Below are 18,359 nucleotides of genomic sequence, written 5' to 3' on the forward strand. Positions count from 1 at the left end.
ATTTATTCACCCTCCATCCCGAGATACGGGTATGCGAATCGCACTGATCGGCGGAACCGGCGACATCGGGCAAGGACTCGCGCTGCGGTGGGCGTTCGATACGAACCACGAGATCCTCATCGGCTCGCGGGACCCCGAGAAGGCCCGGACGATGGCCGAGGAGTACGAGACGGAACTCGACAGCCGCGGCGTCGAGACGGCGATCAAGGGCTTCACCAACGAGATGGCCGCGGACCGGGCCGACGTCGTCGTCCTCGCCGTCCCGCCGTACCACGTCGCCGACACCGTCGAGGCGATCGCCGAAAAGCTCGACGAGGAGACGATCCTCGTCACGCCCGCGGTCGGGATGAAAGGCGACGAAGACGGCCTCCACTACCACCCGCCGTCGGCGGGCAGCGTCACCGCCCTGGTCGACCAGCGCGCCCCCGAGGGCGTGCCGGTCGTCGGCGCCTTCCAGAACCTCGCTGCCGATCGGCTCGCCAACCTCGACGTCGACCTCTCGCTCGACACGCTGCTCGTCGGCGACGATCCCGACGCGAAGGAGACGGTTCGGCTGCTCGCCGAGGGGATCGACGGGCTCCGCGCCCTCGACGCGGGGCCGATCGCCAACGCCGCCGAAGTCGAGAGCGTCACGCCGCTGGTCATCAACATCGCCAGGTACAACGACGACATGCACGACGTCGGCGTCACCTTCCACTGAGAAGGTTGAAAGTAGAAGACGTAGCGTCGGTTGCTCGCAATCAGTTATCGACCTCGAGACGGAGTACGAGGCGATCACCGCCTACTCCGGCGAGGACGGGCTGGCCCGAATCGACGACGCCGTCGACGTCCGTTGTGAACCCCGGGGGGAGAATCTGTGTTCGGAATCTGAACTGTCGCGAACGGCGTCGTTGCGTCGTTCGCTCATGTACGGACAGTACCGTATACCGGAGTACCCGACAGAACTATTTTCCAAAAACACCAGAATATAGCGAGCAGAGCCTGCACAATCAGGCCGCCGGCCGGCCGCTGCCGGGAATCGAGACGGGAAGTGAGACGAACCGTCCGACGCTACGCACCGGCCGACTCGAGCGCCTGTTCGATGTCCTCTCGCTGGGTGACGCCGACGAAGCGCTCGACGACGCCGTCGTCGTTCTCGATGATCAGCGTCGGCAGCGACCGCACCTGGTACTCGTTGGCGACGTCCTGCTGTTCGTCGACGTTCACCTTCTCGACCTCGAACCGACCGTCCCAGTCGTCCTCGAGCTCCTCGAGGATCGGATCCTGGGTCTTGCAGGGGCCACACCAGTCCGCGTAGAAATCCTTGAGCGTAACAGTCATGCCGTTCACCGGTAGTTTCCGCCGGGCGCGCATAAGGGTTTCCCACCCGTGTGCGCTTGCCGCGAGCCCGGAGCCGACCCCGGCGAGGGCGGGCGAGCGGCGTCGAAAGCTTTAGTTCGAGGGGCGCACAACGGACGGTATGGACAGAGGACAGAACACCGGTGGGCTGATGTCCAGTGCCGGACTCGTCCGGTACTTCGACGCCGAGGACTCGAACGCGATCCGTATCGACCCAAAGACGGTGATCGCGTTCGGCATCCTGATGGGCCTGCTCGTACAGCTGCTGACGTTCGTCTCGTAGAGCCGCGGTACCCGCCGGTCACGAGCCGATCCGGGTCAGACAGCCGCTGCTTTCTTTGACGTGTCGACCGAGCGCCGCGGAGCCGACGCAGCTGCCGCGAGCTTTTTCCGATACCCGCGCCATACTCGGTACATGACACTGGTTGCAGGCGTCGTCGCCGTCCAGGGGAACGTCGCCGAGCACGCGGCGGCAATCCGACGTGCGGGTGCCGATCGTGAACGGGAACTCGAGGTGCGCGAGGTTCGCGACCCCGGAATCGTCCCCGACTGCGACCTGCTCGCGATGCCCGGCGGGGAGTCGACGACCATCTCGCGGCTCCTCCACGAGGAGGGGATCGCGCCGGAGATCCGCGAGCACGTCCGGGCGGGCAAGCCGCTGCTCGCGACCTGTGCGGGGCTCATCGTCGCCGCGAGCGACGCCCGCGACGACCGGGTCGAGACGCTGGGACTCGTCGACGTCACCGTCGAGCGAAACGCCTTCGGCCGGCAGAGGGACAGTTTCGAGGCGCCACTGGAGATCGACGGGCTGGACGACCCCTTCCCCGCGGTGTTCATCCGGGCGCCGGTGATCGATTCGGTCGGCGAGGCGGCCGTCCTCGCGAGCGTCGACGGCCGCCCGGTCGCCGTCCGCGACGGCCCGGTCGTCGCGACGTCGTTTCACCCGGAGCTGACCGCCGACAGCCGCCTGCACGAACTCGCCTTCTTCGGCGCCGAACGGGCGGAAAGCGAACACGCGCTCCTCGAGTAGCGACCGCAACGCTGCGGCCGGTTACGCTCGGAGAGTATCGCAGTGTACAGACTTTTCTCGCTCGCTCACATCGGTCGATGTATGAACGCAGCCATCGATTCGGTGCGCGTCGCCGGCACGCCACAGGGACCGGTGCCGGTGCTCGTCCTCTCCGTCGACGGCGAGAGCGACGTCGTCCCCATCTTCATCGGCTTCGAGGAGGCGACGAGCATCGCCCGCGGGCTCGAGGCCGAGGACATCGGTCGACCGCTGACTCACGACCTCCTGCTCGACGTGATGGAGGAACTCGGCGGTCGGATCGACCGCGTGGTCATCAGCGAGATCGAAGAGACTGCCGAAGGTGGCACGTACATCGCCGACCTCCACGTCGAGACGCCGCGGGATTCGGTCGTGATCGACGCCCGGCCGAGCGACTCCCTCGCGCTCGCGGCCCGAACGAACGCCCCGATCGAGGTCACCGAGTCCGTCTTCGAGAGCGGCCGAGACGACAGCGAGAAGTTCGCCGAGCTAGAAGACATCCGTGACGTTCCGAGTGAGCTGTAGATGACGAACACCGACCAGACCCGCGAACCGACCGCCGACGAGACGCTCGCCGCCCTCTTCGACGTGATCGAGGACCGCAAGGAAACCCTTCCCGAGGGCTCCTACACCGCCTCGCTGTTCACCCACGAGAAGGGGGAGAACGCCGTCCTCGAGAAACTCGGCGAGGAGACCACCGAACTCGTGCTGGCTGCGAAGGACGACGACCGCGAGGAGATCGCCCACGAGAGCGCCGACATCGTCTACCACCTGCTCGTGTTGCTCTCGATGAAGGGGCTGGACCTCGAGGACCTCCGCGCGGAACTCGAGACCCGCCGGTAGACCGCTCCGACCTGGTTCTCAGGCGTTTACCAGCCCGCCGATCGCACCGGCGAGGGCGCTCTCGAGGGCCATGATCATCGCGACGACGACCGCGATGGCGAACACGCCGAGGCCCGCCAGCGGCCCGACCGGGCCGAGCGAGAGCCCGACGATACCGACGACGACCGCGAGGATCAGGCCGCCGATGATCCCGCCGAGGGCGCCGGCGAGCAGGCCGTGCCAGAATCCCCTCGCGAGCCCACCGCCGGCGATGGCGCCCGCCAGAAAGCCGCCGACGAGACCGGCGGTGAGCTGGCCGAGTCCCGGCAGGGCGATGCCGAAGATGCTGATCACCAACGCCGCCACGAAGCCGATACCGACAGCGCGCCAGTTTGTCATAGAGAACCGAACGACGCGAGCGGCTAAAAGTACACCCCACGTACGGGACGACCACTTATACGGGGCGTGCGCCTCGAAGGCGCCCGAGGCCGCTCCGAAAGTGATCGCCTCGAGAACGCCCGGACAACCGTCGCCGGCACTCGAGGACAAAGCGTGGCCTTTTATGATCCGACACCCTACCCGCAAACATGATTTTCGAAGACCTTCCGACGACGCCCACGTCGGAAGAGCTGATCGACAAGGCGTTCTCGCGAGCGGCACGGGCGGGCAACGCCCAGTGGGGGCTCGACGCCCAGCAGTCGATGCTGCAGACGGCGGCGAACATCATCTCCGACAACCTGGAGAACGTCGTCACGGCGTGGCCCGACTTCGAGTACGAAGACGAGGTCCACCCCTTCTACTACGAGCTCGCGGACGCGATCGTCGACGTCGACAGGCTCCGACAGAGCCTCTCGGAGGTGATGTGGGCCAGCCGCAAGGCCCGCGAGATCCACGAAGAGTACCAGCCGCGGCTTCGCAAGACCGACGTCGACACCGCCCGCAAGCACCGCAAGCAAGCGTTCGCCCGGCTCGCGGACATCGTCGAGCAGGTCGACGACGAACTGCTGTACATCAACCGGGCGCGCAACGACCTGCGAGACCTGCCAGAGATCGACCCCGAAGAGCCGACGATCGTCGTCGCCGGCTACCCCAACGTCGGCAAATCGTCGTTCGTCAACGACGTCACCAACGCCCGCGGGGAGACCGCCTCCTACCCGTTCACGACGAAGGGGATCGGTCTGGGCCACTTCGAACACGACCACATCCGCTACCAGATCGTCGACACGCCGGGGCTGCTCGACCGCAAACCCGACGAGCGCAACGAGATCGAATCCCAGGCCGTCAGCGCCTTAGAGCACCTCGGCGACTGCGTGCTCGTCCTGCTCGATCCGAGCGGGGAGTGTGGCTACCCGCTCGAGTCACAGCTCGAGCTTCGCGACGCGATCGAGGCCCAGTTCGAAGAGGAGCCGGTGTTCACGGTCGCGAACAAGGTCGACCGGCGCGATCGCTGGACGGCCGACGTCGACGCCGACTACGAGATGAGCGTCGAGACTGGCGAGAACGTCCAGGCGGTGCTCGAGGCGGCGGTCGAGGCGATCGACTACGAGCCCCAACTCCCCTTCGAGGGGTAGTCCCGGTCTGCCGATCGGGTGACACCGCCGGCACGGAGCCGGTGTTAGCGTTCGACCATATTGACGTACCGAATCTCGACGGTGACGTCCTCGTAGCCGTCCTGGGCGATGCGCTCGTGGAGGATGTCCGCGAGCTCCTGGTCGATCTCACCCGGCGGACCGCCAACGGTGACGATCACCCGTTCGGGACCGCGAAGCGGGTAGTCGTCGTCCATCTGGGTCTCGAGCGAGAGGAAGACGTACTCCTCGTAGGCCTCGTCCTCGAGGACGATCTGGGCCTCGTCGCGGGCGTCCTCCTCGAAGGAGGCGTTCACATAGGAGTTGTAGGTGATGCCGCCGAGAAGCACCGAGAACAGCAACACGATCAGCGCGAGGGCGACGATCCGCTTTCGAACGCGCTCCTGAGTGGGGCCGAGTTCGAACAGGTTCTCGGGACGGTAGCCGGCGTACCACAGCGTCAGCAGTCCGGCGAGGTTCACCGAGAGCACGTTGACGAAGACGAGCGCGGTCGATCCGATCGCCGCCGACGGGTTCCCCCAGGCGATGGCGATCCCCGCCGCGGCGGCCGGCGGAATCAACGCCGCGGCGATCATGACGCCGACGAGCGCGACCGAGATCCCCGTCGAGATGCTCACGATGCCGGCGACGCCGGCGCCGAGGGCGACCGCGAGCGAGAGCAGGTCGGGTGCGAGTCGCTCGGAGATCTCGTCGACCTCGGCGATGTTCAGCCCCGGCGGCACGATGTTGGTCACCCTGACCAGCCAGGCGAACACCGCCGCCGATCCGATCGCGATCACCACGCCGATGAGCTGATACTTCATGCTCTGGGTGAACAGCTCCTCGTCGTCGATCACCGAGCCGACGCTCGCGCCCAGCGCCGGCCCGATCAGCGGCGCGATCACCATCGAGCCGACGACGACCGCCGGCGAGTCGAGCAACAGCCCGGCCGTCGCGACGATCGCGCTCACGACGGTCATCGTCGTGTAGATGCCGAACGTCGGCGTCAGCGATCGGGCCTCCGCCTGGAGCTCCTGGCGCGAGATCCGGTCCGACTCGACGTCGCCGTTGTCGTACTTCTCGCGCAGGTCATCGAACTTCCGCGAGATCACCGTCTCGGCGTCGACGACGACGGTGTAGGCGTCCTCGTCGAGTCGCTCCTCGTGTAAAGAGTCGAGGACGGGCTCGACGGCGGCCGCCGGCAGCGGGAAGTACACTACGCCGGTGTACTCGCGGCCGCTGGTCTCGTCGGTGACGACGTAGTCGATGTCCTGCTCCTCGAGGCGCTCGAGGATCGTTTCGCGTGCCCCCGTCGGGATCATCAGCTGTACGAGCCGCACTGCCGGGACAGACCACGGCCACCGTTATAACTGCGGGGAAGTCGACAGCGCGGCGACGACGACCGTTCGCCGCCGCGTCCCCCGCAGCCACCTCGGCGGTCTTATTACCGCCGCCTCGCGTAGCCAACCCATGTTCGATACCCGTCCGAACCGCGACGCGGAGGTCGTTCTCGTCGGCCGCTCGAACGTCGGCAAGTCGACGCTCATGCGCGAACTCACCGGCCACAGCTTCGACACCGGCGGGAAACCGGGCGTGACCCGCGAGCCCAACCACTACGACTGGGCCGCCGAGGACTTCGTGCTCACCGATCTCCCCGGCTTCGGGTTCATGAGCGGCGTCGAGCGCGACCGCCAGGAGCAGATCAAGACCGCCATCGTCCAGTACATAGAGGAGTACGCCGACAACATCCTCGTCGCCGTCGTCGTCGTCGACGGCAAGAGCGCGGTCGACATCATCGACCGCCACTCGGGTCCCGACTCCATCCCCTACGACGTGGAGATGTTTCACTTTCTCCGGGAGCTCGAGATCCCCACGGTCGTCGCGGTCAACAAGATGGACAAGGTCGACGACCGCGACGAGCGGCTGGACGAGCTCTGCGACCGGCTCGGGCTCTACCCGCCCTGGAAGCAGTGGCGGGACACGATCGCTCCCATCACCGCCAAGCGGGGACAGATCGAGCCGCTGACCGAGGCGGTCCGGACCCACCTGCACGAGCACGGGCGGGACGACCTGTTCAAATTCTTCTAACGACCGTTTTCGCTACGGTCTGTCGCGGTTGCGCTCACGCGACCGCGATGTCTCAGCCGATCGGGTTCGGCATCTCGTCGTCCCACAGCAGTCGAAGGATTGCGTAGAGACAGGCGAACGCGAACGTGACCGCGACGACGAAGCCGATCGTTTCCATGGGGAGAACGAGACGTCTCGTCACAAATATTTGCCTATTCTGATAGACTTCTAGAACAGCAATTCTCGGTAATACGGCCGGGTAGCGGAGTCGAAACCGCTACGCGAGCCTCCGCTCCATCCGCACGCACTCGAGCACCACCCCGCCGGTCGACTCGTGATCCACCGTCTCGAGTCGGTCCCAGCCGCAGCGTTCGTAGAAGCCGACGGCGTTCTTCGAGGCGACGAGCGTGAGCCAGTCGAGCCCCGCCTCGCGGGCCGTCGCCTCGAGGTGACGGAGGAGCGCGCGGCCGATCCCCCGGCCGGCGTGGTCGGGGCGGACGTAGACGGCCTGCACCTCGCGCTCGTCGCGCTGGAGGTGGCCGAAACCGACGACCCGGCCGTCTCGCTCGGCGACGACGAAGGTCGCGTCCGGATTCCCCGTCGGATACGCCTCCGGGTCCTTCCCCGCCGCCCAGGCGTCGATCTGCTCGTCGTCGTAGGCCGTCGAACCCAGTTCGCGGATGGCGGCGACGTGGACGGTGACGAGTTCCTCGCCGTCGCCGGCTCGAGCGGGGCGGATCGTGACCATGGCGGAACGACGCGCGCGCCCCACAGGAACGTATCGGTCGGGCAGGTCGGCCCGCGGGGTTTCGAGTCCGCGTCGCTCCGCCGGTGCCCGGACGGGTCAGACCACCCGGTTGTAGAGGTCCTCGCCGTCCTCGAGTCGTCCGACGTTCTCGCGGACGATCTCGCCCACGTCGCGGTAGTAATCGCGGGTGTAGGCCGCACAGTGGGGCGTGACGATCACCTCGTCCATCCCCCACAGCGGCGACTCCTCGGGCAGCGGCTCGGTCTCGAAGACGTCCAGCGCCGCCCCCGCGAGCCGGCCGGCCTCGAGGGCGCGGGTCAGCGCGTCCTCGTCGACGACCGAACCGCGGCCGACGTTGACGAAGTAGGCGTCGTCGCGCATGGCGTCGAACGCGGCCGCGTCGAAGAGGTGGTGCGTCTCGTCGGTCAGCGGCAGCGTCGAGACGACGAACTCGGCGTCGGCGACCGCCGTCTCGAGGTCCGTGCTCGCGTACACGTCCTCGAAGCCCGGCACCGGCTCGGCCGAGCGGCGAACGCCGGTCATCCGGACGCCGAGGGAGCCGACGACGTCGGCGACCCCCTGCCCGAGCGTGCCGGTGCCGGCGACGCAAGCGGTCGACCCGGGGAGGGTAAACGCCTCGTCCCAGGCCGGGCGCTCCCAGCGGCGGTCCTGCTGGTTGGCGACGTGGCGGTGGAGCCGCCGGGAGAACGCGAGCAGGAACCCCGCGACCGTCTCGCCGATGGTCCGGTCGTGGATGCCGGTGCTGTTCGTGAGGATCACCCCCCGCTCGTCGAAGGTTTCGAACGGGAACCGGTCGACACCCGCCTGAATCGAGTGAACCCACGCGAGGTCGGCGAAGGCCTCGCGGTGTGCGAGGGTGACGACGGCGTCACAGGCGTCGATCTCGTCGTCGGAGATCACGTCGACGTCGACCGGCAGGTCGGCGAGCGAGGCGGCGAGTTCGGCCGGCGGGAACACCGCCGAAACGGAGTCGTGAACGCCGAGGCGCTGGATCGTCTGCTTCATGGCTGGCGCTACGCAGGAGTCGGTGTTGAACCTTCGCCCCGGCGGAAGGGCGGCTCGGGAAAAGGCCTCGTCACAAGGGGCTCAGTGGGGGTAACTGCTCGTCACCGCCGCCCGCTCCGGGGTACGGCCGCGGCCGGTTTCCGTCTGTCGTTTCAGGACTCCCGCCAGCCCTCGAGGTCCCGCAACTCGTCGGCGACCCGCTCGACAGCCGCCGGCTCGAGCGCACCGCGCTCGGTCAGTAGTTCGGAGACGCAGTCGGCGGGCGTCACGTCGAAGGTGGGGTTCGCGACGTCGACGGCCGCGTCGCCGTCGTACACCGCCACCCTCGATCCGGACTCGAGGGAGTACTCCGCCCGGGAGGACACCTTGTCCGTCGCGGTGACGACCGACACCGGAACCCCCTCGCGGGCGGCCGCGACCGCCAGTCCGCGGCTGCCGGTCTTGTTCACCACCCGCCCGTCGGGGAGCACGGTGTCGGCGCCGACGACGACCCGGTCGACCGCCTCGCGGGCGAGCAGGTGGGCCGCCGCCGCGTCGGTGTGCAGGGTTACCGGGACGTCGTCGGCCAGCGCTTCTGCCACGCCGACACCCTCCCGCTCCGGGCGGGATTCGGCGACGTACAGCCGGTCGAGGTCACCCTCGCGGAGCGCCTCGAGCACCGTTCCCGACCGGGAGAGCGTCATGGCGGGTCCCGAGAGTCGTTCGGCTGCCTCGCGGGCCGCCGCCTCGTCGGCCTCGAGCGCCCGCTCGATTCCGGAGGTCGCCGACTCGAGGACCGCCCCCGCGTCGGGGGCGTCACCGGCTCCCCCCTCGCCATCGGCCGCCGCCATCGCCCGGTTGACCCGGTTTCGAAGGACCGCCATCGACGGCCGGGCCTCGAGCAGCCGCTTCGCGAGGGCGGCGAGTTCGTCCCACTCGGCCTCCGGATCCCCGTCGCGCTCGCGGCACCGCCGCTCGTCGTTCCGAGGCGCCGGTGGCGCCTCGCGCTCCGCCGCGAGCAGTCCCGCCCGGTCGCGGAGTGTCTCGAGCGCCCGCACCGACAGGTACGCGGCGCCGTGGTCGTCGTCGGCGGCGATCGACCGCACCGTGGGGGCGACGCGCTCGTAGGCCTCCCAGAGCTTCGGGACGGTGTCGGACTCGGTCAGCATCGCCGGCGGTGGGGCCCACTCGAGGGCGTCGTGCTCCTCGCTCAGCGCGACCTCGCGGGAGTCGCAGTCGAACAGGTACGGGTGAACGATCCACTCGCGCTCGAGGTCCGGGTCGCTCGCGCGGACGGGCCGACTCGAGCGGACGAACTCGACGTCGCGCGAATCGCCGCGCGCCTCGACGCCGGTCTCCTCTTCGATCTCGACGCGGACCTGCTCGTCCGGGTCGCCCTCGGCGAACCCGGAGACGCCGCCCCACCGGCCCGCGTAGCTCCCGACGGCGTCGCTCCGACGCAACAGGAGCACCTCGCCGCGGTTTCGGAGGAAGGCCGTGACGACGTGCGTCTCCTCGTTTCCGTCCGGTTCGCTCGAGTCCGGTCCCGGCTCGTCCATACCGGAACGACGGCAGAGAGCCGGGAATCGTTTTCGGGCTGGCGGGCGGTCGAGGTCGCCGGTGACGGTGCCCTTTTGACCCCGCTGGCCGACCCTCGAGTATGGAGCTACACGCAGTGGCGGACCTCCCGGAGATCCGCCCCGGCGACGACCTCGCCGCGCTGATCGCAGACCGGGCCGACCTCGCCGAGGGCGACGTCGTGACCGTCGCGAGCACGGTCGTCTCGAAGGCCGAGGGCAGGGCGTTCGACCTGGCCGACTTCCCGGCGAGCCCCCGCGCCCGCGAGATCGCGGGTCGACTCGAGGAGCTCACCGGCGACGAGAAGGACCCGCGGTTTGCCCAGGCGGTCCTCGAGGAGAGCACCGAACTCCTGATGGACGCCCCGTTCCTGCTCACCGAAACCCGCTTCGGCCACGTCTGCGTGAACGCGGGGATCGACCGTTCGAACGTCCCCGACCACGACCTCCTCCTCCTGCCGACGCGGCCGACCGAGAGCGCCGAGCGGCTCCGCGGCGGGTTGCTTGCGACGGGCCTCGAGGACGTCGCCGTGATCGTCACCGACACCTGCGGGCGGCCGTTTCGCCACGGCCAGCGCGGGGTCGCCCTCGGCTGGGCCGGCATGCCCGCGAGCCGGGACTGGCGGGGCGAGCGCGACCGCGACGGCCGCGAACTCGGCGTCACCGTCCAGTCGGTGGTCGACGAACTCGCCTCCGCCGCGAACCTCGTCACCGGCGAAGGGGCCGACGGCACCCCCGCGGTCGTCGTCCGCGACTGGAGCTTCGGCGACCTCGAGGGTAGCGACCAGCTGTTCAGGGAGGTCGAGACCGATTTCGTCCGCCACGCGCTCAGGGAGTGGGAGTACGAGCCATGACGGCGTCGGACTCGTTCGCGTGGGGGGTGGAACTCACCCCGGAACACCCGCCGGACCGGCTCGCGGCGCTTGCCGCCCGCGCCGAGCACGTGGGGTACGACGTCGCGTTCGCGAGCAGCCACTACTTCAACCGCGACCCGTTCGTCACCCTCTCTCGGATGGCCGAGGCGACCGAGGAGATCGAGCTGGGACCGGGGATCGTCAACCCCTACGAGAGCCACCCGGTGACCCTCGCTGGCCGCACCGCGACCATCGACGAGGTCAGCGACGGCCGCGCCGTCTTCGGGATCGGCGCCGGCGACCGCTCGGCGCTCGCGAACCTCGGACTCGAGCACGACCGTCCCCTCCGGCGGGTGCTCGAGTCCTTCTCGGTCGCCCGCGACCTCTGGGCCGGGGAGACGGTGAGCCACGACGGGACGTTCCTCGCGCGGGACGCCTCACTCAACATGGATTCACGGGAGATCCCGGTGTACGTCGGCGCCCAGGGCCCCCACATGCTCCGGATGAGCGCGAAACACGCCGACGGCGCCCTGATCAACGCCGCCCACCCCGACGACCTCGAGTGGGCCGCCGCGCGGGTGGCGGAGGGACTCGAGGAGCGCGAGGCGCAGCGTGCGGCCCGGTCAAGCGGGGAGCACGGCCACCCCTTCGAGGCGCTCGCGTTCGCCAGCGTGAGCGTCGCCGACGACGAGGACGCGGCCCGCGAGGCCGCCCGCCCGCCGGTGGCGTTCATCGCCGGCGGGGCCGCAGAGCCGGTCCTCGAGCGCCACGACATCGACCGCGACGCCGCGAGCGCGGTGAGCGAGGCCATCGAGGGCGGAGAGCTCGGCGAGGCGTTCGAGCGCGTGACCCCCGAGATGATCGACGCCTTCGCCGTGGCGGGGACGACCGAGAGCGTCGCAGAGCGGTTCGCGGCGATGGCCGAACACGTCGACGGCATCGTCGTCGGCTCGCCGCTGGGGCCGGATCTCGAGGATGCGATCGAACGGGCGGGCGAGGCGCTCGCGTCGCTCGAGTAGAGAGAGGGAGTCCGAAAGCCGCGCGTTACTCGAGCGAGACGAGACTCGTCGCCGCACCCAGCGTGAGGTAGCCGAAGACGCCGAGGGTGAACACGATGATGATCGTGCCGACGGCGACGAGCAGCGGCGCGAGACCCTCGCCCATGGCGACGTCGGAGAAGTACTCGTTCATCTCGATGATGTTGTCCACGATGACGTTCAGCGGGACGGGTTCCATGCGCGAGGGTTCTCACCCCGAGTACTTGGCCGTGCCGATCGTCGGAGAGGAAAACGGTCTTCAGCGAACCGCCCGTAGCTGCGAGCGTGAGCGAAGATCGGACCCTCGAGGAGTTCGCATCCACGGACGAGACGTCTACGACCGGCCCCACGGACGAGAACGAGGACGGGACCGTCGAGTCGGTCGAGCCCGCGACGCCGGCCTACGGCTGGGGGTCGTACACCTGCGACGAGTGCGGAGAGACGACCGAGCGCGTCTGGTGGCACTCCGGTGGCGTCGTCTGTCCCGCGTGCAAGGAGTGGTGAAGCTGCCTCCGAAATTCGTTGTGGCGAATCCTCCAGAACCTTTATAGCCCAGTCGGGGCTTTGTAGAACTGCAATGGCGAAAGGTACGGTCGCGTTCTTTAACGACACTGGCGGTTACGGATTCATTGAGACAGACGACGCGGACGACGACGTGTTCTTCCACATGGAAGACGTCGGCGGTCCAGACCTCGAGGAGGGCCAGGAGGTGGAGTTCGACATCGAGCAGGCCGACAAGGGCCCGCGCGCAACCAACGTCGAACGCCTCTAAACCGGTTCGACGGCGGCTCGATTTTATCACAGTTACGGCCGGGAGCGGCGCCACTCGTGTGACCGACGAGCCGTTGCCGGGAGTGTGAGCTATAATGGCTCCGGCGTGGATATACGATCGTTACGTCCGAGCAGCGGGACCGATCACTCATCGAGACAAACGTTCGACGAGAACGACACAAAACATATGTCAATCAACCCCTGATGGCATACTAATGAGACGTCCGCTGAGAATGTCCCGCTACACCGGCGTCACGCAACTCAATCTATGACCGACGCCAACCCGCCATCCCAGACGAGACGAGAGTCGACGTCGGTCGATCCGCTCTCGGTCGACGAGGTGGCATCGCTCTCCGCCGCGGTCGAATCCAACGTCGCCGACGTGATCGTCGGACACGACGACGAGATCGAACACGTCGTCACGGCGGTTCTCGCACGCGGACACGTCCTCCTCGACGACGTTCCCGGAGTTGGGAAGACGATGCTCGCGCGCTCGATCGCGACCTCCGTCGACTGTACGTTCCGGCGAGTGCAGTTCACTCCCGACCTCCTCCCCTCCGACATCACCGGCGTCAACGTCTTCAACCAGAAGACCCGCGAGTTCGAGTTCCAGCCCGGTCCCGTCTTCGCCAACATGGTACTCGGCGACGAGATCAACCGCGCGCCCCCGAAGACCCAGTCGGCGCTGCTCGAGGCGATGGAAGAACAGCAGGTCACCGTCGACGGCACGACCCGGGCGCTGCCGAACCCCTTCACCGTGATCGCGACGCAGAACGCCGTCGAGCCCAACCGGACCTACGAGCTGCCGTTCGCCGAACTCGACCGGTTCATGAAGAAGCTCGAGCTGGGTTACCCCGACGTCGACGAGGAGTCGGAGATGCTCGGCCGGACCGTCGGCCACCACCCGATCGAGGATCTCGAGCCGGTGACCGACCTCGAGACGGTCGTCCGCGCCCGCGAGACCGTCGCGCAGGTGCTGGTCAAGGAGCCGATTCGCGAGTACGCGACCCGACTGGTCGGCTACACCCGCGAGAACGCCACGATCGGCGCGAGCCCCCGCGGGACGATCGCGCTCCTCCGGGCGGCGCAGGCGCGGGCCGTCCTCGACGGCCGCGACTACGTCGTCCCCGACGACGTCCAGGCGGAGGCGCCGGTCGTCCTGAGTCACCGGATCAAGACCTCCTCGAGCGGCCGCGACCACGACGGCGAAGCGGTCGTCGAGGACGCCCTGGCGCGCGTCGGAGTGGACTGAGATGCGACTGACCAGACGGGGGTGGGGCGTCGTCGGCGTCGTGGCGTTCAGTCTACTGATGGCCGCACAGTACGGCTCCCGGTCGCTGAACGCCGTCGTCGCGCCGCTGATCGTCGTCCTGCTCGCGGCGTTCATCACGGTCTACCGCGCGGAGAAGCCGCTGATCGATCGACACCCGATCGAGGACGGGTTCATCGGCGAAACCCGCCGCGTCGGGCTCCGGACCGAGGTCGCGGGCCCGACCGCCGCGGTCGTCCGCGACGCCGTCGGCGACGGGCTGACCCCGGTCGACGGCGGAAACGTCGCCGAAACCACGCTGCTCGACGGCGAGACCTACGAGTACGAGGTCCGCCTCGAGGCTCGAGGCGAACACGCGGTCGGCCCGCTGTCGGTCGCCGTCGGCGACCTCCTCGGCCTCGCGGAGACGCGGTTCGAGTACGGGCGGACGACGTCAGTCCTCGTCTACCCCCGCATCTACGACCTCCACGGCGGCGCGCGACACGACCTTCGGCTGCTGGCGGACGCGGTTCGCGACGCCGACCGCGAGGAGTTCGACCACCTCCGGGAGTACGCCCGCGGGGACTCCCTGCGGGACGTCCACTGGAAGTCCGCGGCCAAGCGCGCCGACGGCGAACTCGTCGTCAAGGAGTTCATCGCCGACGGCGCCGTCGGAAACGCCGAGGTCGCCGCCGAGTGCACCCCGGGGAAGGCCGACGAGATGGCGGCGGCCGTCGCCAGCGTCGGCACCTACCTCCTCGAACTCGACATCGCCGTCGGCGTCAGCGTTCCGGACGGCGCGCGCGCGCCGGATACGGGGCGGCGCCACCACCGCGACCTCCTCGCGCTGCTGGCCGTCGCCGGTGCGGGCGAACTCGACGACCGGACGCGCAAGGGCGCCGACGTCCTGATCCAGGCCGACGCCACCGGCGTCGTCGTCTGCGTCGACGACCACGAGATCCCGTTCGAGCGACTGTACGGCTCCAGCGAGCGACGAGCCGCCGGAGGCGACGGGCCGGGCGGCGGAGCGGAGTCGACAGCGTCCGGTGATCGGGGAACGGAGGTGCGCGCGTGAGCACGCCCTCGAGAAATCGGTCGGTGTCGGCGACCGTCGACGGCGTCGTCGGCGCCGGAACGTTCCGACTGCTGGCGCTCGGCGGCGTGCTGGTGTTGACGGCGGCGTACGTTAGCGTCCTCCAGGACGTGACGAGCACCGTCGGCGGCACCCGGTCGCTGCTGGCGATCGTCCTCTCGATGCTGATCGCGGCGACGGTGCTCGCACACACCATCCGGCCGCGCACCGCGACGGCGATCGCGATCGCGGCCGGAGCGGCCGGCTTCGCCTACTACCTGACCGTCACGGGCCCCGGCGTCGGCGTCGTCTTCTCGGCGACCGGCAAGATCGTCTCGGACACGGTCGCGCTGGCGACCGGCCTGCCGCTGCTTCGGATGGTCGAGGCCGGAATCTGGACGCTCGGGTTCGCACCCGCTCCGGTCTTTCTCTCGTGGTACCTCGCGCTGCGGGGTCGGTACGCGCTGAGCGTCGTCCCGGGCGGCGCCGCGTTGCTCTTTCTCGTGCTCACGGGCGATGCGGGCATCGGCGTCACCCTGCTCGGCACGCTCGGCGGGGTCGCCGTCGTCGGCTTCGGCGAACTCGAGCGCCGGGGGGGTTCGATCGCCCAGGCGGACCTGCTCGCGATCCTGTTCGCGCTGATGATCGTCCTCTCGATGTCCGTGACGCTCGTCCCCGGCGGGGCGGCGAGCCCGACGTACCTGATCGAGTCCGACGACGGCGACGGCACGCTCGAGGGAACGATCACCACCGCACCCGACCGATCGGGGATCAGCGGCCAGGTCGAACTCTCCCCCGAAGTGCGGTTCACCGCAGTCGCCGAGGAGGAGAGCTACTGGCGGACCGGCGTCTACGACCGGTTCACCGGCGACGAGTGGGTCCGCTCCGGTCAGGACGTCCCGTACGAGGGCGCGATGGAGCGCCCGCCCGGCGAGTACGAGACCAACCGCCAGACGATCTACGCCCAGGCCGACCTGGACGTGATGCCGGCGGCACCGCACCCGATCGCCGTCGAGGGCGACGCCGCAGCGCACACCGAAGTGAGCATGCACGGGCAGATCCGGCCGGCGACGCCCCTGATGGAAGGGGACGTCTACAACGTCGAGAGCGCCGTCGTCGAGCGCAACCCCGACGAGCTGCGCGAGGCGGGAACCGACTACCCGGAGGAGGTCACCGAACACTACCTGCAGCTTCCGGAGGGGACCTCGAGTGAGTTCGAATCGCACACCGCGGAGGTCGTCGCCGACGCCGAGAACCCCTACGAGAAGGCCGCGGCGATCGAGAGCCACCTGCGCGAGTCGAAGGGCTACTCGCTCGACGTCGACCGGCCGGGCGGCAACGTCGCCGAGGAGTTCGTCTTCGAGATGGACGAGGGCTACTGCGTCTACTTCGCGACGTCGATGGTCCAGATGCTCCGCGCCGAGGACGTCCCCGCCCGCTACGCCGTCGGCTTCTCGAGCGGCCAGCAGGTCGACGACAACGAGTGGGTCGTCCGCGGCCTCGACGCCCACGCCTGGGTCGAGGTGTACTTCCCCGACCACGGCTGGGTCGCCTTCGAGCCGACGCCGGGCGACCGCGACAACGTCCACGACGACCGCCTCGAGGACGCCCGCGAGGACGGCGAAGAGAACGTCGACGTCGAGGAAAGCGAGGACGTCCCGCCGGGCGGCCTCGAGGACGAGCCGGACAACGAGACGGAGACCCCCGACAACGACAGCGATACCCCCGACAACGACAGCGAGAACGAGACGTCTGCGCCCGGCGAGGTAAACGGCGGCGAGAACGTGACGGTGCCCGGCGAGATCCCCGGCACCGACCCGAACAATCCGGAGCCCGGCGCGAGCGAGAACGTGGGCGTGGACGATTTCGAGTTCGACGACGAGGACGAGGCGGAGCCGCCGGTCACCCCGACCGACGTCGCCATCGCGCTGGCGCTGCTCGTGGGCCTCGCCGCGAGCGCCCACCGGACCGGGCTCACCGCGCGGGCGAAACGCGAGGGGCGACTGTACTGGCACGGGTTCCGCGGCGAGCCGGCCGCCGACGCCGAGCGAGCCTACCGCAGGCTCGAGGAGTTGCTCGCCCGCCAGTACCGGCCGCGACGGCGCGGCGAGTCGACCCGGCAGTACCTCTCGGCGCTGTCGGCGTACCGCTCGCTCGACCGGCGGGCGCTGCGGGTCGGAGAGCTCTACGAGCGGGCGCGCTACGGCGCCGGCGTCGACCGCGAGGAGGCCGACGAGGCGATCGAGGCCGTCGACGCGCTCGCCCGTCGGCGGCTGCCGCTGATCGGTCGGCGCTGGCGATAATCACCGATCGCTTAAAATGAATCGACGGACGGCCTGAGGGTCCCGATAGTGTTTAATATGCCCATTTCGTACCATCGGACGTAATGTCGGAAGTCTGCTCGACGTGCGGGCTGCCCCAGGAACTCTGCGTCTGCGAGGACGTGGCCAAGGGCCAGCAGCAACTCAACATCCGCATTGACGAGCGCAGATACGGTAAGGAAGTAACGATCATCGAAGGATTCGACCCGAAGGACGTCGACCTCGACAGCCTCTCGTCGGACCTGAAATCGAAGTTCGCCTGTGGCGGCACCGTCGAGGACAGCCACATCGAACTCCAGGGCAACCACACCGGCCGCATCGAGGATTTCCTCCGGGATCGCGGCTTCAACGTCGCCTGAACCGATGATCTGAACCGCCTTCCGAACCGACCCGCATCGTTTCTCTCACCGGTGGCCTTCTTTCGGCGCTGACCGCGACCGCGGAGCGCAGCCGTCGGCGATCGACCGGACCGCGAAGGGAGCGCTCAGAACGGGGCGTCGGGGTCGTCGCCGGACTCGACCTCGCCGCCGAGAGCGAGGTCGTACCGGTCGGCCCACTCCTCGAGCCCGCCCGCCATGCTCTCGACGGTCGCGTCGGCGCTGCCCTCGTAGGAGCCGATGAGCCGGGCGGCCTGGACGCTGGCTTTGCCGTGCGGGCAGACCGTCACGACCCGGTCTGCGTCCTCGAACTCCGCGATCCTCGCGGGGAGTTGGTTGAACGGGACGTTCTCGCTGCCGGGGATGTGGCCCCGCTCGAAGCTCGCCGAGTCGCGGATGTCGACGATGCGGACGTCAGCCCCGGACTCGAGGAGGTCGGAGACGTCGTCGGTGGAGATCTCGCCGTCCATGGGCGCGAGGTTGGGACGCGAGGCGAATAAGATCA

The 18,359-nt window shown here is 68.8% G+C and carries 23 protein-coding genes; 15 read left to right on the forward strand and 8 right to left on the reverse strand.

Annotated elements, in window-relative coordinates:
- The first annotated feature begins 31 nt into the window (after positions 1-31).
- Positions 32-700 carry an NADPH-dependent F420 reductase gene (npdG, locus tag NMQ11_RS06975; protein ID WP_255170687.1) on the forward strand — a complete coding sequence of 223 codons (669 nt, stop codon included), beginning with the start codon at positions 32-34 and terminating at the stop codon, positions 698-700.
- Positions 701-1,050: 350 nt separating this feature from the next.
- Here npdG and NMQ11_RS06980 read toward each other — a convergent pair whose 3' ends face one another.
- A complete protein-coding gene (locus NMQ11_RS06980) occupies positions 1,051-1,320 on the reverse strand; it encodes a thioredoxin family protein (protein WP_255170688.1) in 270 nt (89 codons plus the stop codon).
- A 139-nt stretch (positions 1,321-1,459) separates the two neighbouring features.
- Here NMQ11_RS06980 and NMQ11_RS06985 point away from each other — a divergent pair, with 139 nt between their 5' ends.
- The 4 genes from NMQ11_RS06985 to hisE all read left to right on the forward strand — a co-directional run bounded on the left by NMQ11_RS06985 (position 1,460) and on the right by hisE (position 3,229).
- Positions 1,460-1,621, forward strand: a complete 162-nt coding sequence (locus tag NMQ11_RS06985) for a preprotein translocase subunit Sec61beta (RefSeq protein WP_255170689.1) — start codon at positions 1,460-1,462, stop codon at positions 1,619-1,621.
- A gap of 132 nt (positions 1,622-1,753) precedes the next feature.
- Entirely contained in the window at positions 1,754-2,368 is a 615-nt protein-coding gene (gene pdxT, locus NMQ11_RS06990; RefSeq protein WP_255170690.1) for a pyridoxal 5'-phosphate synthase glutaminase subunit PdxT, read from the forward strand.
- Between the two features lie 81 nt (positions 2,369-2,449).
- Complete coding sequence (locus NMQ11_RS06995; RefSeq protein ID WP_255170691.1) at positions 2,450-2,911, forward strand: bifunctional nuclease family protein; 462 nt, start codon at positions 2,450-2,452, stop codon at positions 2,909-2,911.
- Complete coding sequence (gene hisE, locus NMQ11_RS07000; protein WP_255170692.1) at positions 2,912-3,229, forward strand: phosphoribosyl-ATP diphosphatase; 318 nt, start codon at positions 2,912-2,914, stop codon at positions 3,227-3,229.
- 18 nt (positions 3,230-3,247) lie between these two features.
- On the opposite strand, the gene NMQ11_RS07005 is transcribed toward hisE, so the two are convergent.
- On the reverse strand, positions 3,248-3,607 hold the full coding sequence (locus tag NMQ11_RS07005) for a DUF5518 domain-containing protein (RefSeq protein WP_255170693.1): 360 nt from the start codon (positions 3,605-3,607) through the stop codon (positions 3,248-3,250).
- Positions 3,608-3,795: 188 nt separating this feature from the next.
- Here NMQ11_RS07005 and NMQ11_RS07010 point away from each other — a divergent pair, with 188 nt between their 5' ends.
- Positions 3,796-4,779 (forward strand): NOG1 family protein, encoded by a 984-nt coding sequence (locus NMQ11_RS07010; RefSeq protein ID WP_255170694.1) that lies wholly within the window; start codon positions 3,796-3,798, stop codon positions 4,777-4,779.
- A gap of 44 nt (positions 4,780-4,823) precedes the next feature.
- Here NMQ11_RS07010 and NMQ11_RS07015 read toward each other — a convergent pair whose 3' ends face one another.
- Positions 4,824-6,116: a TIGR00341 family protein gene (locus NMQ11_RS07015; protein ID WP_255170695.1), complete on the reverse strand. Its 1,293-nt coding sequence runs from the start codon at positions 6,114-6,116 to the stop codon at positions 4,824-4,826.
- A 130-nt stretch (positions 6,117-6,246) separates the two neighbouring features.
- On the opposite strand from NMQ11_RS07015, the gene engB reads away from it, so the two are divergent.
- Entirely contained in the window at positions 6,247-6,864 is a 618-nt protein-coding gene (gene engB, locus NMQ11_RS07020; protein WP_255170696.1) for a GTP-binding protein EngB, read from the forward strand.
- A 256-nt stretch (positions 6,865-7,120) separates the two neighbouring features.
- Here the strand turns inward: engB and NMQ11_RS07025 are convergent, their stop codons facing one another.
- The 3 genes from NMQ11_RS07025 to NMQ11_RS07035 form a co-directional block, all read right to left on the reverse strand.
- Entirely contained in the window at positions 7,121-7,591 is a 471-nt protein-coding gene (locus NMQ11_RS07025) for a GNAT family N-acetyltransferase (protein ID WP_255170697.1), read from the reverse strand.
- A gap of 96 nt (positions 7,592-7,687) precedes the next feature.
- Positions 7,688-8,617, reverse strand: coding sequence for a D-2-hydroxyacid dehydrogenase (gene ddh, locus NMQ11_RS07030; RefSeq protein WP_255170698.1), 930 nt, complete (start codon positions 8,615-8,617; stop codon positions 7,688-7,690).
- A gap of 152 nt (positions 8,618-8,769) precedes the next feature.
- Complete coding sequence (locus tag NMQ11_RS07035) at positions 8,770-10,155, reverse strand: eIF2B alpha/beta/delta subunit family protein (protein WP_255170699.1); 1,386 nt, start codon at positions 10,153-10,155, stop codon at positions 8,770-8,772.
- A 101-nt stretch (positions 10,156-10,256) separates the two neighbouring features.
- Between NMQ11_RS07035 and NMQ11_RS07040 the strand changes: the two genes are divergently transcribed.
- Both NMQ11_RS07040 and NMQ11_RS07045 read left to right on the forward strand, forming a co-directional pair.
- Positions 10,257-11,027, forward strand: coding sequence for a coenzyme F420-0:L-glutamate ligase (locus NMQ11_RS07040; protein ID WP_255170700.1), 771 nt, complete (start codon positions 10,257-10,259; stop codon positions 11,025-11,027).
- On the forward strand, positions 11,024-12,046 hold the full coding sequence (locus NMQ11_RS07045; RefSeq protein WP_255170701.1) for a 5,10-methylenetetrahydromethanopterin reductase: 1,023 nt from the start codon (positions 11,024-11,026) through the stop codon (positions 12,044-12,046). Before NMQ11_RS07040 ends, NMQ11_RS07045 begins: the two co-directional genes overlap by 4 nt.
- 25 nt (positions 12,047-12,071) lie before the next feature.
- Here the strand turns inward: NMQ11_RS07045 and NMQ11_RS07050 are convergent, their stop codons facing one another.
- Positions 12,072-12,263: a DUF8024 family protein gene (locus NMQ11_RS07050; protein WP_255170702.1), complete on the reverse strand. Its 192-nt coding sequence runs from the start codon at positions 12,261-12,263 to the stop codon at positions 12,072-12,074.
- A gap of 86 nt (positions 12,264-12,349) precedes the next feature.
- On the opposite strand from NMQ11_RS07050, the gene NMQ11_RS07055 reads away from it, so the two are divergent.
- From NMQ11_RS07055 to yciH, 6 genes are all read left to right on the forward strand, one after another.
- A complete protein-coding gene (locus tag NMQ11_RS07055; RefSeq protein ID WP_255170703.1) occupies positions 12,350-12,568 on the forward strand; it encodes a DUF7573 domain-containing protein in 219 nt (72 codons plus the stop codon).
- A 73-nt stretch (positions 12,569-12,641) separates the two neighbouring features.
- Entirely contained in the window at positions 12,642-12,836 is a 195-nt protein-coding gene (locus NMQ11_RS07060) for a cold-shock protein (protein WP_207591961.1), read from the forward strand.
- A 267-nt stretch (positions 12,837-13,103) separates the two neighbouring features.
- Positions 13,104-14,087, forward strand: a complete 984-nt coding sequence (locus tag NMQ11_RS07065) for an AAA family ATPase (protein ID WP_255170704.1) — start codon at positions 13,104-13,106, stop codon at positions 14,085-14,087.
- Position 14,088: 1 nt separating this feature from the next.
- Positions 14,089-15,159, forward strand: a complete 1,071-nt coding sequence (locus NMQ11_RS07070) for a DUF58 domain-containing protein (RefSeq protein ID WP_255170705.1) — start codon at positions 14,089-14,091, stop codon at positions 15,157-15,159.
- Positions 15,156-17,459: a transglutaminase TgpA family protein gene (locus NMQ11_RS07075; protein WP_255170706.1), complete on the forward strand. Its 2,304-nt coding sequence runs from the start codon at positions 15,156-15,158 to the stop codon at positions 17,457-17,459. The genes NMQ11_RS07070 and NMQ11_RS07075 overlap by 4 nt, the downstream gene beginning before the upstream one ends.
- A gap of 83 nt (positions 17,460-17,542) precedes the next feature.
- Complete coding sequence (yciH, locus tag NMQ11_RS07080) at positions 17,543-17,836, forward strand: stress response translation initiation inhibitor YciH (protein ID WP_255170707.1); 294 nt, start codon at positions 17,543-17,545, stop codon at positions 17,834-17,836.
- A gap of 125 nt (positions 17,837-17,961) precedes the next feature.
- Here the strand turns inward: yciH and NMQ11_RS07085 are convergent, their stop codons facing one another.
- Complete coding sequence (locus NMQ11_RS07085) at positions 17,962-18,324, reverse strand: rhodanese-like domain-containing protein (protein WP_255170708.1); 363 nt, start codon at positions 18,322-18,324, stop codon at positions 17,962-17,964.
- Positions 18,325-18,359 lie beyond the last annotated feature (35 nt).

Origin of the sequence: Natrononativus amylolyticus, assembly GCF_024362525.1 — an archaeon.
GTDB classification, from domain to species: domain Archaea; phylum Halobacteriota; class Halobacteria; order Halobacteriales; family Natrialbaceae; genus Natrononativus; species Natrononativus amylolyticus.